Raw genomic sequence first — 15,116 nt, 5'->3', positions numbered from 1 at the left:
AATGGCTAACAAAATTTCTCGCAAAACTTTAATGAAATCGTTTCATCATTGGTATTATGGGAACTTGACATGCTTCTCTCAAGAACACATGCAAACGTTCGGTTACCTTTCTGCCATGTTACCAATTGTGGAAGAATTGTATCCTAAAAAAGAAGACCAAGCAAAGGCGATGAATACCTATACAGCTTTCTTTAATACAGAACCTCAAATTGGGGCTATGGTGGTAGGGATTACTGCCGGCTTGGAAGAAGCTCGCTCTAATGGGGCTTCTGGAGTGACTGCTGAAACCATTAACGGCTTACGGGCAGGTTTAATGGGACCTTTAGCGGGTATTGGGGATTCCTTAATCGTTGGTACCTTGATTCCGATTATTTTAGGGATTGGGATTGGTTTATCTAAGGGTGGATCTCCTCTTGGGGCAATCTTTTATATCCTTGTTTGGAACTTATTAGCCTACTTTGGTATGAAATTCGCTTACTTCAAAGGCTATACTTTAGGGGATAAAGCTGTTGAATTCCTTGTTGGAGCTCAAGGTCAAGCGATTCGTAAAGCTGTCTCGGTTGTTGGTGGGATGGTCATCGGTGCCGTTGCAGCAACTTGGGTACCAGTAACGACTGCTTTTCAATTGAAAAATGCTTCTGGGAAACCTTTCTTAGTTCTTCAAGATCAATTGAACGGGGTCTATCCTGGATTCCTAACGGCTTTCTTTGTGGTTTTCTGCTGGTGGTTAATGGCTAAGAAGAATCTTTCACCATTGAAAGTCATGGGCTTATTGGTCGTTATAGCTTTCGTTGGTGTCCTAGTTGGCTTCTTTAACCCTGGCTTGAAGTACTAAGTCGCCTGTCACTATGTAAAAGTGATTTGAAAATTTTTTCTTAACACCTTTTCCTTTTATAGGGAAAGGTGTTTTTGACAAAGAAAAAATGAGCTAATTCAAAGGATCTTTCTAAAGGAGAGTCAGACCTATCAATGTAAACTTAGCGTATTTTTTTCATGAACTATAGAAATAGCGCAAACGGTTTTCTTGCTTTTAGGATAGGCAGATGAAGATTGCAGTAATTCTAGGAAAAAGTTTAGAAAAGGAAAATAGGCATATGAAAACAAAAAAATCTATAAATAAAGGTAAAAACAAGAAAAGATTTATCAGTAACTTAACATAAAGTTGATATAGGTAAGAATTTCAATAAAAAAAACTAAAAAAAACACTTGAAATAACGTTTGCATAGTAGCATAATAAGATCGTAAAGTAAAACCGCTTTCAGAAAAGCTGAGGAGGAATTAAAATGGGATGGAAAAAAAGTCTTGCAGTTGGGTTAGCTAGTGTGGCTCTTTTAGCAGGTTGCGGCAATAGCGGCAGTAACAATGCTAAAAAAGACGACGGCGATGCTGGTGGCAAGCCGGTATTGAAAGTCACTGCAGATGCTCAATGGCATGATTTCTTAAAAGAAAACAAGAAGGATTTCGAAAAAGCCAATGGTTGTAAAGTGGAAATGGTCGATAAAGACATGTTTGAAGCTTTGGAAGCTTTACAATTAGATGGGCCAGCAGGAACCGCTCCAGATGTTTTAATTGCACCTTACGACCGTATCGGTATTTTGGGCCGCACAGGTCAATTAGCTGAAGTTAAATTGAATGAAGAAGCTAAATACGACGAAACAGATAAGAAACAAGTTACAGCTGATGGAAAGATCTATGGGGCTCCAGCAGTTATCGAATCCTTGGTGATGTACTACAACAAAGATTTAGTTGAAAAGGCACCAACTAGTTTTGATGAACTCGAAGCTTTAGCCAAAGATTCACGTTTTGATTTCCCAGATGAAAAAGGAAAGAACACAGGTTTCTTAGCTAAATGGACAGACTTCTACTATGCTTATGGTTTACTTTCAGGTTATGGGGCACACCTATTTGGCGAAAGTGGAACAGATACGAGCAAGGTTGGTTTAAATAGTCCAGAAGCTATTCAAGGGATTGAATATGCAACAGGTTGGTTCAAGAATGTATGGCCTAAAGGGATGAAAGACGTTAAAGGCGCAGGTGATTTTGTCACTCAATCCTTCATCAAAGGCAAAACAGCTGCTGTTATTGCAGGACCTTGGGATGCTAAGACCTTTAAAGAAGCTGGTGTCAAATATGGCGTAGCTAAGATTCCAACTTTGAAGAATGGTCAACCATACAAACCATTTGCTGGTGGTAAAGGTTTTGTTCTTTCTAACTATTCTAAACAAAAAGAATTAGGTCAAAAATTCTTAGACTGGTTAACATCTAATGACATCCAACAAAAGATGTATGCTAAATTAAATGAAGTACCAGCTAATGAAAATGTACGTGCAAGCGTTGATAAAAATGATGAATTGACTCAAGCTGTTATCAATACTTACAAAGATGCTGTTCCAATGCCTAACATTCCAGAAATGAATGAAGTTTGGGCAGGTGCTGAAAACTTAATGTTCGATGCGGCTTCCGGAAAACAAACGGCTAAAGAAGCTGCCAACAACTCTGTGAAAACGATCGAACAAGCTATTCATGAAAAATACTAATTCAGGAGTAAGACAAACTGGTGGCCGTAAAAGGGTCACCAGTTTGTTTAAATAGAGAGAGGAGTAGGACCTATGCAGTCTACACACTCGGTTAATCAAGATCCGAAAAAAGCGGGGCTCTTATCCCTTGTTCCCGGACTTGGCCAGTTTTATAATCATCAAGCTATTAAAGGGATAGCTTTTCTGTTGATCTTTGTAGCCTTCTTGTATGAAATGGCTTCCTTTGGTATTTCTGCCATTCAAGGTTTTATTACACTGGGATCAACGCCAATGCAAGATCATTCCCTCTTTATGTTGATTAGAGGGACTTTGCAATTGATCGTCATTCTGATATTTGCTTGTTTTTACGTACTCAATATACGTGATGCTAGACAAGTGGCAAAGAATTGGCGGGACGGTAAGAAAGTCAATACGGATATAAAATCTATTTTGAAGAATGTCTATGAAAATGGATTCCCTTATTTATTGATTATTCCGTCATACATATTCATGGTTTTTGCCATAGTTTTCCCTGTTTTGGTCACCTTGTTTATTGCTTTTGTTAATTATGATTTCCGTCATATTCCTCCAGCATTCTTGTTGGATTGGGTAGGGATTAAGAATTTTTACGATATTCTCTTCCTTTCAAGTTTCCGTTCAGCTTTTACAGCGGTATTTTCTTGGACCTTAATATGGACTATTTGTGCAACTAGCTTACAAATTTTCTTGGGTGTTCTAACGGCTGTGGTGGCTAATCAATCCTTTATTAAAGGGAAAAGAATCTTTGGGGTTATCTTCTTGCTTCCATGGGCTGTACCTGCATTTATCACGATCATGAGTTTTTCGAACATGTTTAATGACTCGATCGGGGCTATTAATACGCAAGTCCTCCCAGTTTTAAATCGCTTGATCCCATTTGTTGAATTACATGCGATTCCTTGGAAAACGGATCCTTTCTGGACTAAGGTTTCTATTATTATGATTCAAGGATGGCTAGGCTTCCCATATATCTATGTTATGGTAACGTCTATTCTTCAATCCATTCCAGAAGATTTATACGAAGCGGCTAAGATTGACGGGGCAGGAGCCTTTAAACGCTTTACTGCGATTACTTTACCAGTTATTCTATCCGTTGCTGCTCCAATTTTTGTTACTCAATACACAGGGAACTTCAACAACTTTACCATGATCTACCTGTTTAATAATGGTGGCCCTGGTAGTGTTGGTGGCGGAGCAGGTGCGACTGATATTTTAATTTCTTGGATTTTCAAACTAACGACAGGAACATCGCCTCAATTTTCTATTGCGGCGGCCTTGACTTTAGTCATTTCTGTATTAGTCATCTCGGTTTCCATGCTTGTCTTTAAACGGTCTGGAGCCTTTGATATGAAAGATGTGTAAGGAGGGGAGCTTATGAAAAATTGGTTAAGTTCAGCGAAAGGGCATCGCTTCTTGTCCCACGCTTTGACGTACTTTTACCTCATCTTATTATCTATTGTGATCATTTATCCCTTGCTTATCACAATTAGTTCAGCCTTTAAAGCAGGGAATATTACGGCTTTTGCTTTGGAATGGGATACGAAATGGACCTTGGATAATTTCAGGCGTCTCTTTAATGAAACCAATTATTTGCTGTGGTATAAGAATACTTTAGTGGTCGCTTTAACAACTATGTTGGCTCAAGTTTTCTTAATTACGATAGCAGGTTACGCTTATAGTCGGTATAACTTCCTTTTCCGTAAGCATAGCTTGATTTTCTTCTTGATTGTGCAAATGGTGCCTACTATGGCAGCTTTAACCGCCTTCTTTGTTATGGCGATGCTTTTAGGCGCCTTGAACAAGTTCTGGTTCTTGTCACTCTTGTATATTGGTGGCGGTATTCCAATGAATACTTGGTTAATGAAGGGGTATTTTGATACGGTACCATATGATTTAGATGAGTCTGCGAAGTTGGATGGAGCAGGACACTTCCGTATTTTCTGGCAAATCGTCTTGCCTTTAGTTCGTCCGATGATTGCTGTTCAAGCCTTATGGGCTTTTATGGGACCCTTTGGAGATTATATGTTATCTAAGTTCTTATTGCGGACAGAAGAGAATTATACAGTCGCAGTAGGTTTGCAAACCTTTATCAGCAATGTGCGTGAACAAAAGGTTGCGCTCTTTGCAGCTGGGGCAATCCTCATTGCTTTACCAATCTCCTTCTTCTTCTTCCTCCTTCAAAAGAACTTTGTTTCAGGATTATTATCAGGTGGGACTAAGGGTTAGTATTGACCCACACTGTTAGAAATAGGAACGAGAACAGGAGGTGCTTGATGACTTTTCCTTTACGATTTTTTCGCAACAGCCTCTCTTTTGTCAGGATTTTTAAAGAAAAATCGAGTTACCGCTGGGGGCAATTAATCGTCTTGTGGGGTTTAATGACAGCAATAATTATGTGCCCTATGGCCTATATTCTTGCTCGTCATCCTAACTTAGCTCTGGAAGATTTTCAAGCTCGTGCGATTCAATTAGTCAATCAAGAAACAGTGACTCGTCTTCAACAATTGACCGTTGATGAAAAGGGCCTTCTATCTATTGAAAAAGAAGAGAGGATTGACCAAGGGAAGAAGGGGCAAGTTATTTTTACCCCAAGTCTTCAAGAGAAAAGCTTGAAAGATGATCGACCTGTTCTTGTGATAGCAAAAAGTGCTTTTCTATTAAAAGAACCAGATCGGCCACTGACGAAAGTGACTTATTTAACCGACAATCAGTTAACGAAGAGTCAAAATGTCAAGGCAGTTCGAAATGAATTATCTAGAATGTGGCTAGAGACTAACCGAGTGAGTCTTTTAATGGCGCGCTTGTTAACTGTTTGGGTCTTGATTTTCGTCAATGTAGGTCTAATGCTTTTAGGGGCAGGAAGTTTACTTTCTCTTATGCGATTTTACCCAGCCTTTGATCTCAAAACAGTGAAAGAAGGAGTGGGGCTTGTCAGTCAAGCTTTCTTTCTGCCTAGCTTATTGGCGATGTGTATAGGTTTCTTGACGGAAAATCCTTCCTTGATCTTGATCACTGTAACAAGTGGGTTAATCCTTGTCCTTTTAGCTGTTTTTTGGAAGACACATTTCAATTATGGCTATATTTCCAAAGAAAAGAAGGATAGAAATAGAAAAGTTTAGACGAGAAAAATAATTTTTATGTTGGAAGGGCTAGTATCAGTCTTCTTTAGCTTAAATAGTTCAGGATAGATAGGATATTTTTCATTAGCCCGTAAAGGAGTTATAAACGCATGGCAAAAGATACAGTAAAAGATGTACTGCACCAGACTATATATCAAGTGTTTGTTCGTCAGTATAGTGAAGAAGGTAGCCTAGTCAAAGTAACTGAAGATTTGGAAAGAATCGCTGATATGGGCTATGACTATATTTACTTTGTTCCTCTTTATCCAATTGGTGTGGAAAATCGTAAGGGAACATATGGGTCTCCTTATGCCATAACAGATTATAGAGGAATTAACCCTGATTTGGGGACATTAGATGATTTTAAATATCTCTTAAACAAAGCACACGCACTTGGTTTAAAAGTGATGATGGATATTGTCTTTAACCATACGGCCTATGATCATCCTTGGAGGCTTAGTCATCCAGAATATTATTACCATAAAGCTAATGGCGATTTTGGTAATCGTGTAGGGGACTGGACAGATGTTATCGAGCTAGATCTGTCTAATATGGACTTAAGAAAAGAGTTAATAGATATTTTAGTTTATTGGACATCTTTGGGTGTAGATGGCTTCCGCTGTGATGTAGCTAGTTTACTGCCTTTAGATTTTTGGTTAGCTGCAAGAGAAGCTATTAAGAAAGTAAATCCTCATGTGATCTGGTTGGCCGAAAGTGTGGAAACAAACTTTATTACTGCTTTGAGAAGCTATGGGATGCATCCGGTAACAGATGCAGATCTTTATCAAGCCTTTGATGTAGAATACGCTTATGATATTCTCAACTATTTCTATAAGGCTTTAGAAGGGAAAATGCCATTAGAAGTGTGGAAGAACTTGCAAAATATGCAATTAGCTCTTTATCCAGAGAATGCTGTGAAATTATGGACTTTGGAAAATCATGATCAAGAGCGCATAAGAAATCGGGTAAAGAGCCAACGAGCTAACTTGAATTGCTTGGCTTATAGTTTCTTTTCTAAGGGAATGGCCTTTGTCTATGCTGGGCAAGAAGTAGAGTATAGAGGGAAAAGAGATTTATTTGAAAAGACACCGATTCAATGGCCAAAAGAGACAGGTCCTTATCAAGAATTGCTAAAACGCTTGATAGCCTTTAAGAAAGAAGCCTTTTTTAGCGACCATCGTCTCTTTTATGTCGTAGAAGATGAACAAGAAGCTATGGAATTACGTTATGAAAGAGAAGACGAGCAAATAATCGGCCTGTTTGATATCAAAGATGTGGCAGGGCTTTATCGGATCGATTTACCAGATGGTATCTATAAGGATCTTTTAAGTGAAAGAGAAATTGCGGTGAAAAATGGGCAGGTGGATCTAGGACTAGCGCCGTTTGCCTTTAAAGCACCACTTAAAAAATAAAGAAAATAAAGTATGACGAGGAAAGGAGAGTAGGGATGCGATCGACAATTAAAGATGTGGCGAGGTTGGCAGGTGTCGCTCCTTCTACCGTATCTCGTGTGATTCAAAATGCTAGTTCGATCAGTGAGCCAACCAAGAAACGTGTTCGTCAGGCTATGGAAGAATTATCCTATTATCCTAACCAATACGCTAGAGGACTCGTTAGTCGAAAAACCCAAGCTATGGGCTTAATTTTGCCTAATGAATCTGCGGCTTTTTACAGAAATCCTTTCTTCGCTGCTTGTGTGAAAGGAATAAATGATGAAGCTAGCCAATGTGGCTATACGATAACATTGAGTTCAGGATCAGATTTAAATTCACGTATTGAAGGGGTCAAACGATTGGTTTTAGGTCGGCAGGTAGATGGGCTTATCTTTCTATATTCCGATACAGAAGATCCCATCTTGAAATATGTGATTGATCAACATTTCCCTAGTGTTGTTATTGGGAAACCTGATTCTTATTACATGAGTTTTGTGGATAATGACAACCAAAGAGCGGCTTATGATGCGACAAAGGCACTCATCGAAAGAGGGGCTAAACAGCTGACCTTTATTGGTGGGATGAGCTCCTTAGTGGTTGTTCAAGATCGTTTAGCAGGCTTTAAAAGAGCTATGGAAGAAGCCGGACTTGAAGTGAAAGAGGATCGTATTATTAGTGATTTTCGTTTTGCTTCGTCAGTAGGGGAACGCTTGGCTAAGGAAATGGTTGAAGCTAAACGTCATGATGCCTTTCTGTTTGTAGATGAATTGGTTGCTCAAGGTTTTCAACAAGCTTGGTATCAATTGACTGACCTCCCCCTTTTAGCGGTAACTTTTAAGTCTTTCCCAGCAGAGCCTTTCATTACAGGGTCTTTTCTCCCTTACGTAGATATTCATGTGAATGACTTGGGGAGAACAGCTGTCAAATTACTCAAACAAGTGATTAGTGATGGGGAAGATGGGGTTTATCGTTATTATCATGAAATCATCCCGCATGATTTCGTCCTTTCAGGTAGAGATCTATGCCACTCGAAAGCGGGATTGAAGAAGAAGGGGCAGACAGACTGTCCTCTTAAACGTAGAACATGCTAAAATAAATAGAGAGTTAGAGTGAGGAAAGAGGGAAAAACTATGGTAAAAATTGATTTAAATCATATCCATAAAAAGTATCCAAATGCAGATACTTATTCCGTTACGGACTTCAATTTGCATATTGATGATAAAGAATTTATCGTTTTTGTCGGGCCTTCTGGTTGTGGTAAGTCAACAACATTACGGATGATTGCCGGTTTAGAGGATATCAGTGAGGGTGAACTTTTAATTGATGGTCAAGTCATGAACGATGTGGAACCGAAAAATCGAAATATTGCCATGGTTTTCCAAAACTATGCGCTCTATCCTCATATGACTGTGTTCGATAATATGGCTTTTGGCTTAAAACTAAAGAAATATCCAAAAGATGAAATAAAAAAACGTGTAGAAGATGCGGCCCTTAAATTGGGGCTTTCAGAATATCTTGAACGGAAACCGGCTGCCTTATCAGGTGGGCAACGGCAACGGGTAGCCTTAGGACGGGCTATTGTTCGGGATGCGAATGTTTTCTTAATGGATGAACCTCTGTCTAACTTGGATGCTAAATTACGGGTTCAAATGCGTGCTGAGATTGCAAAACTTCATCAATCTTTAGGGACTACAACTATTTATGTTACACATGACCAAACAGAAGCAATGACTATGGCGACTAGAATTGTCATTATGAAAGATGGGATTGTACAACAAATAGGCACACCGCAAGAAGTATATAATCGCCCGGTTAATATGTTTGTTGCAGGCTTTATCGGTTCCCCAGCAGCCAATTTCTTTAAAGTTCGTGTGGAAGACGACCATGTTGTCAGTGAAGATGGCTTGTCTTTGAAATTGCATGAACCAGCAACTGCTTTGTTGGCTGATCGTGGCTATAATCACAAAGAAGTTATTATGGCTATTCGCCCAGAAGATATTCAATCTGAACAAATCTTTATTGATAGTAATCCTGACAAACTCGTACAAGCGAAGGTTGTTGTTGCAGAATTATTAGGGTCAGAAAGTATGCTATATTCTATGATTGGGAAAACAGAATTTGTGGCCAAGGTTAATGCTAGAGAAAACTTCAAACCAGGGGACGAAATTACACTTGGTTTTAACATGAACAAGTGTCACTTCTTTGATCTTGAAACGGAAAAAGTGATTCGGGCTTAGCTAGGTTCACAACTAATACATGTGAAAGTAAATATATAATATAAAAAGCCGATATTTCCCTTAATAATTTAGGGAATGTCGGCTTTTTTTTTATGACTTTTGTCCCAGCCACTTCTAGAGGTTAGCTATTGTTGATTGAGACCGGGTATTAATTCAGATTTGACAATTTCGTGGATATACCGTTGCCCCTTGTTTTCTTCATCGCGAAGAACGTCGAAAAGAATATAAACAGCTTGTTCTCCAAGGGTTTGACCATGTAAATTCATACAAGCTTCGGTGGCATGGCCGGTATAAAGTGAAGGAGCGTAGGGTTTAAAGGTGATCAGAGGAATGTCAGCTTGCTGAGATTGGGCAATAGCGTGTCGTACCCCTCTAGCAACAAGTTGGTCGGCAACGACGAACCCATCCGCTTCTCCTTTTGCTAATATTTGTTTGGCTAGGGCATAGCCTTCATCTGGCATAAAAGATTTAGGATGGAAAGAATTTTGATGATCGCTTGGTAAATGGGCTTCTTTTAAGGCTGCCTTAAAGCCTAACTCCCTATTGTGGATGAAAGGTTGTTTTTCGTCACCACCAATATAAACAGGCTTGCGACAGCCTTTTTCGATGAGGGCTTTTGTAGCTTGCTTTCCGATGAGTTCGTTATCGTTATCGACAAGATTGACTTGAGAATTATCTGGACTGCCGATGACCACAACAGGAAAATTAATACTGGAAACAAATTCTAAAATAGGGTCATTGACCATGGCATAGAGAAAGATAAGTCCTTCAACTTGCTTACCGTAAACCATGCGTTGAATGTGGCTCAAACGATCTTCTTCATTTTGCCCAGTAGAAATCAATAGACCATAACCCTTGCTAGAAGATGCTTCGTTAATTCCTCGCATAACTGTAGGGAAGAATGGATTTTGGTAAAAAGCATCAGAAGCTTGTGGTAAAACAAGACCAATTGTTTGAGATTTTTTGCTAGCAAGTGAACGAGCAGAAAGGTTAGGGTAGTAATTGAGTTCGTCCATGATACGCCGCACCCGACGTTTGGTAGCAGTACTAATAGAAGGGTTATCGGCAATAACTCGGGATACGGTTGAAGGAGAGACATTTGCTAGTCGTGCAACATCTTTAATGGTAACAGCCATAAGGAACCTCCTAAAAATGAATAATGGGAGTTAAGTGAAATAAGCTAACTAAGTCTAGATGTTTTGGGATGATCAATCCCTTAAACTAGGAGAGCAAATGAGTCGATTTCTTTCAAATGATCACTCATCTGCTAAAAGAAGAAATTTTAGACACAATAGTCAGTCAGCTATTTCATGACTTAGCTCAAAAGGAATAAAAACCCTTAAAAAAGGGCCTTCACCCTCTTATAATACTAAAAAAGTCAGTAAAAAACAGCTCTTTAGCGAAAAAATGTTTCTATACAGAAGCTTTGAAGAAGTGAACATATGATTTTTTCGAAAGGTCTATAAGATTTACTATTAAGGCATACGACTCTTTCCTTACTGCAAGAATTACTTTTAGTGGGAAGTGTTAGGGAATTTTATTGGACTTTGAGGCTCTTTCTTGTGAATAATAATGTCATTTTTAAGAGAAGATAGATTAGCTTAAAATATCCAAAATTTTAATCATGCTATTTTCTTTCTTTTGATAACAAGGGGGAGAAAATAAAAGTGGAGGATGATAGTTGTTGTTAAGGGGATTTTTAACTCATCAGGCTATTAGCGCAAACCTTTTCTCTCAATAAATAGTCAATGGTTTCATTAGTTATTGATGTGAATTAACAAAAAAGTTACGAAAACGATTGCGTTAATTGGAGAAGAAGTTTATAATGAGGTCGAATAATAGGAACGGAGGCATATTATGAAACGATCAAGTGGGGTATTGATGCACATTTCTTCTTTACCTGGTCCTTATGGCATAGGAAGTTTTGGGAAAGAAGCTTATCGATTTGTTGATTTTTTAGTTCGGACACGCCAAACTTATTGGCAAATTTTACCCTTAACGACCACTAGTTATGGAGATTCTCCTTACCAATCCTTTTCAGCATTTGCTGGGAACCCGAATTTTATTGATTTAGATGTATTGAAGGAAGAAACTTGGCTAACGACTTGTGAATTAGAGCAATTTAAAAAGGAAGTGTCTTCGGATCCTGAAAAAGTTGACTATGGACAACTCTTTAAATCTCGTAGAGAAATTTTGGACAAGGCCGTCGCTCGTTTTGTTGCATCAGGTGGGAAAGAAAGATCAGATTATCAAGACTTTGTGAAGAAAGAATCTGACTGGCTAATGCCTTATGTGTATTATATGACGGTCAAAGAAAGTTTTTCTTTAGTGGCATTTACAAAGTGGCCTGAAGACTTTCGTAAGTACGATCATGACAAAGTTGTTGCGCATTGTGAAGAGCATAAAGAACAGATGGATTATCATTTGGTAACGCAATTCTGGTTTTTCCAACAATGGAGTCAATTAAAACTTTATGCCAATGAACAAGGTATAAAAATTATTGGAGATATGCCAATTTATGTGGCACATGATAGTGTAGAGATGTGGACGCATTCAGAATTGTTTAAGGTGAATGAAGAAGGGGAACCTCTTATGGTAGCTGGAACTCCACCAGACAATTTTTCTGATGATGGACAATATTGGGGCAATCCTATCTACAATTGGGATTATATGAAGGCTACTGGCTATTCTTGGTGGATAGAACGGATGAAAGCAAGCTTTAAATTGTATGATATGATTCGGATAGACCACTTTAGAGGATTTGAATCGTATTGGGAAGTTCCTTATGGCGCTCCAAGCTCTGCAGATGGGCATTGGACAAAGGGACCGGGGAGTGAGCTTTTTGATACTTTAGAGAAGGCTCTGGGACAGTTACCAATCATTGCTGAGGATTTAGGCTTCATGACGCCGGAAGTTATAGCTATGAGGGAGCATACTGGTTATCCAGGTATGAAGATTTTGCAATTTGCCTTTAATGGTGACAGCGAATCAGATGATATGCCACATAACTATGATGCCAATACAGTGGCTTATGTAGGAACACATGATAATGAAACTGGTCGTGGGCATTATGAAGATACTTGCAGTCAAAAAGAACGTGACCAAGCTGATCATTATCTCAATCGACAAGAAGGAGAAAGTCCTGTTCATGCCTATCATCGTGGCATTGCCTCATCGGTGAGCCGATTGGCCATTTATACTATGCAAGATTTATTGAACTTAGATAATCGTGCACGGATGAATGAACCTTCTACTATTGGCGGGAATTGGCAATGGCGAATGAGAGAAGATGCTATCACTAAAGAAGTTGAAGATGATTTACTAGATTTGACTTTAACTTACTATCGTGCGCGTTTTGAGTAAAAAAATAGACGAAGGGCAAATGATTGCCCTTTAAAGTTTAACCAAGTGACATGAAATAAAATAGGGGAAGTTTTTCTCTTCCCTTTTTAAAAGGAGTAGTAAAATGAAAGATTTATCTCAATTAGCAGAAAAACATTTCCAGAAAGATTTAGAACATTGTACAGATAATGAATTGTTACAAGTGGCGATGACGCTTGTAGATGAACGTTTGCAAGCTATGCCTTTAAACCAAGGAAAGAAAAAGTTATATTATCTGTCCGCTGAATTTTTAATGGGGAAATTGTTGACAACTAATCTCATTAATTTAGGCCTATACGATGAAGTGAAGAAAGAACTGGAAGAGCATGGAAAGAGCTTGAATGATTTGGAATTAGCTGAGCAAGAACCATCTTTAGGGAATGGTGGTTTGGGTCGTTTAGCTGCCTGCTTCTTGGATTCCATTGCTAACCTAGGCTTAAATGGGGATGGGGTTGGTTTGAATTATCATTTTGGACTTTTCCGTCAGTTCTTTTGGGAAAAGCAACAAAATGCTCGTCCTGATAAATGGTTAGATCAACCGAATTTCCTTCATAAGGAAGATCGGTCCTATGAAATATCCTTTAAAGACTTTACATTTAAATCTACTTTATACAGTTTAGATATTCCTGGTTATAAAAAATCTAAACGCAACCGTCTACGCTTGTTTGACTTAGATCTAGTGGATGAAAGTATCGTTGAAAAAGATTCGATTCGTTTTGATGCTAATCGAGTACAAGATGCTTTGACCCTCTTCCTTTACCCAGATGATTCAGAACATAGTGGACGTCTCTTGCGCATTTATCAACAATACTTTATGGTATCCAATGCAGCCCAACTTTTGATTGATGAGGCTTTGGAAAAAGGTTCTAATTTGCACGATTTAGCGGATTATGCTCTTGTTCAAATTAATGATACCCACCCAGCTTTTGTTATTCCTGAATTGATTCGTTTGTTGACGACAGTTCATGGGATGGAATTTGAAGAGGCTGTCTCCATTACTAGTCAAATGGTGGCTTTCACCAACCATACCATTTTAGCTGAAGCTTTAGAAAAATGGCCAATGGAAGATGTGGAAGATGTTATTCCAGAGATTGCTGCTATTTTGAGACGTTTAGACGAGTCAGTTCGTGCAAGCTATCCTGGTAAAGAAAGTGTCTACTTGATTGATAAAGAAAATCGTGTGCATATGGCTCATTTAGCGATCCACTTTGGCTTTAGTGTAAATGGTGTGGCCAAGTTGCATACCGATATTTTGAAAGAATCTGAACTAAAAGATTTTTATGAAATTTACCCTGATAAATTCAACAATAAAACAAATGGGATCACCTTCCGTCGTTGGTTAATGGCATGTAATCCAGACTTATGTCACTTATTGGATCAAGAGATTGGTGACGAATGGCGACAAACTGAAGATTTAACTGCTTTATTAGCCAAGAAGGATCAAGATGATGTTTTGTCTGCTCTAAAAGTTATCAAAGACAAAAACAAAGAAAAATTGGCAGGCTTTTTGGCAGAACATCAAGACACTCATTTGTTGGACGGGGCGATTGTTGATGTACAAATCAAACGGATCCATGAATACAAACGTCAACAAATGCTAGCTCTTTATATCATTCATAAATATCTCGCCATTAAAGCAGGAGATAAACCAGAAACACCAATCACGATTATTTTTGGTGGTAAGGCAGCGCCAGCCTATATTTTGGCACAAGATATTATTCACCTTATCCTTTGCTTGAGTGAATTGATTAAAAATGATCCAGAAGTTAGCCCATATCTTCAAGTAGTTATGGTGGAAAATTATAATGTCACTGCCGCTGAATATTTGATTCCTGCCGCTGATATTTCTGAACAAATCTCCTTAGCTTCTAAGGAAGCATCAGGAACAGGGAACATGAAATTTATGCTCAACGGTGCCTTGACTGTTTGCACTATGGATGGAGCCAATGTGGAAATAGCAGAATTGGTTGGCAAGGAAAATGTTTATGTATTTGGTCAATCTAGTGAAAGCATTGTAGAACTTTATGAAAAGGCTAGCTATAACCCACAAGATTACTATAAACTTCCTCAAATCAAACGCTTGGTAGACTTTATCGTTGGTCCAGAGTTAGTGAAGATTGGGAAACAAGAACGTTTGGAACGCTTGTACAAAGATATCACAACGAAAGACTGGTTCATGGCTTTGATTGATTTAGAAGATTTCATTGCTATCAAAGAAAAAGCTTATGCGGATTATGAAAACCAACAAGAATGGATGGAAAAAGTCCTAATCAACATCGCTAAAGCTGGATACTTCTCTTCAGACAGAACCATTAAGGAATACAATGACGATATTTGGCATTTACCAAGAGACTAAGCAGTAGAAGTATAATGGATAAACCCCTGTATAAA

11 protein-coding genes are annotated in these 15,116 nt (G+C 38.6%); 10 read left to right on the top strand and 1 reads right to left on the bottom strand.

Annotation, left to right across the window (positions count from 1 at the left end):
* Position 1 precedes the first annotated feature (1 nt).
* From D3H64_RS00130 to D3H64_RS00095, 8 genes are all read left to right on the top strand, one after another.
* On the top strand, positions 2 to 835 hold the full coding sequence (locus D3H64_RS00130) for a PTS system mannose/fructose/sorbose family transporter subunit IID (protein ID WP_121563619.1): 834 nt from the start codon (positions 2 to 4) through the stop codon (positions 833 to 835).
* A 442-nt stretch (positions 836 to 1,277) separates the two neighbouring features.
* Positions 1,278 to 2,537 carry an extracellular solute-binding protein gene (locus D3H64_RS00125; protein ID WP_370448422.1) on the top strand — a complete coding sequence of 420 codons (1,260 nt, stop codon included), beginning with the start codon at positions 1,278 to 1,280 and terminating at the stop codon, positions 2,535 to 2,537.
* 72 nt (positions 2,538 to 2,609) lie between these two features.
* Positions 2,610 to 3,917, top strand: a complete 1,308-nt coding sequence (locus tag D3H64_RS00120; RefSeq protein WP_121563615.1) for a sugar ABC transporter permease — start codon at positions 2,610 to 2,612, stop codon at positions 3,915 to 3,917.
* Positions 3,918 to 3,929: 12 nt separating this feature from the next.
* The gene (locus D3H64_RS00115; RefSeq protein ID WP_121563613.1) at positions 3,930 to 4,781 is read left to right on the top strand and encodes a sugar ABC transporter permease; all 852 of its coding nucleotides are present in this window, start codon (positions 3,930 to 3,932) and stop codon (positions 4,779 to 4,781) included.
* Between the two features lie 47 nt (positions 4,782 to 4,828).
* The gene (locus D3H64_RS00110) at positions 4,829 to 5,674 is read left to right on the top strand and encodes a hypothetical protein (protein ID WP_121563611.1); all 846 of its coding nucleotides are present in this window, start codon (positions 4,829 to 4,831) and stop codon (positions 5,672 to 5,674) included.
* Positions 5,675 to 5,784: 110 nt separating this feature from the next.
* Positions 5,785 to 7,086, top strand: coding sequence for an alpha-amylase family glycosyl hydrolase (locus tag D3H64_RS00105; protein WP_121563609.1), 1,302 nt, complete (start codon positions 5,785 to 5,787; stop codon positions 7,084 to 7,086).
* Positions 7,087 to 7,121: 35 nt separating this feature from the next.
* The gene (locus D3H64_RS00100) at positions 7,122 to 8,198 is read left to right on the top strand and encodes a LacI family DNA-binding transcriptional regulator (RefSeq protein ID WP_121563607.1); all 1,077 of its coding nucleotides are present in this window, start codon (positions 7,122 to 7,124) and stop codon (positions 8,196 to 8,198) included.
* A 39-nt stretch (positions 8,199 to 8,237) separates the two neighbouring features.
* Positions 8,238 to 9,344: an ABC transporter ATP-binding protein gene (locus D3H64_RS00095; RefSeq protein WP_121563605.1), complete on the top strand. Its 1,107-nt coding sequence runs from the start codon at positions 8,238 to 8,240 to the stop codon at positions 9,342 to 9,344.
* A 125-nt stretch (positions 9,345 to 9,469) separates the two neighbouring features.
* Here the strand turns inward: D3H64_RS00095 and D3H64_RS00090 are convergent, their stop codons facing one another.
* Complete coding sequence (locus D3H64_RS00090) at positions 9,470 to 10,480, bottom strand: LacI family DNA-binding transcriptional regulator (protein ID WP_121563603.1); 1,011 nt, start codon at positions 10,478 to 10,480, stop codon at positions 9,470 to 9,472.
* Positions 10,481 to 11,198: 718 nt separating this feature from the next.
* Between D3H64_RS00090 and malQ the strand changes: the two genes are divergently transcribed.
* Positions 11,199 to 12,707: a 4-alpha-glucanotransferase gene (malQ, locus tag D3H64_RS00085; protein ID WP_121563601.1), complete on the top strand. Its 1,509-nt coding sequence runs from the start codon at positions 11,199 to 11,201 to the stop codon at positions 12,705 to 12,707.
* A 103-nt stretch (positions 12,708 to 12,810) separates the two neighbouring features.
* A complete protein-coding gene (gene glgP, locus D3H64_RS00080; protein WP_121563599.1) occupies positions 12,811 to 15,081 on the top strand; it encodes a glycogen/starch/alpha-glucan family phosphorylase in 2,271 nt (756 codons plus the stop codon).
* Positions 15,082 to 15,116: the final 35 nt, after the last annotated feature.

The organism is Atopobacter sp. AH10, assembly GCF_003664595.1.
Classification (GTDB): domain Bacteria; phylum Bacillota; class Bacilli; order Lactobacillales; family Aerococcaceae; genus Atopobacter.
This window is presented reverse-complemented; position numbering and strand designations above follow the sequence as displayed.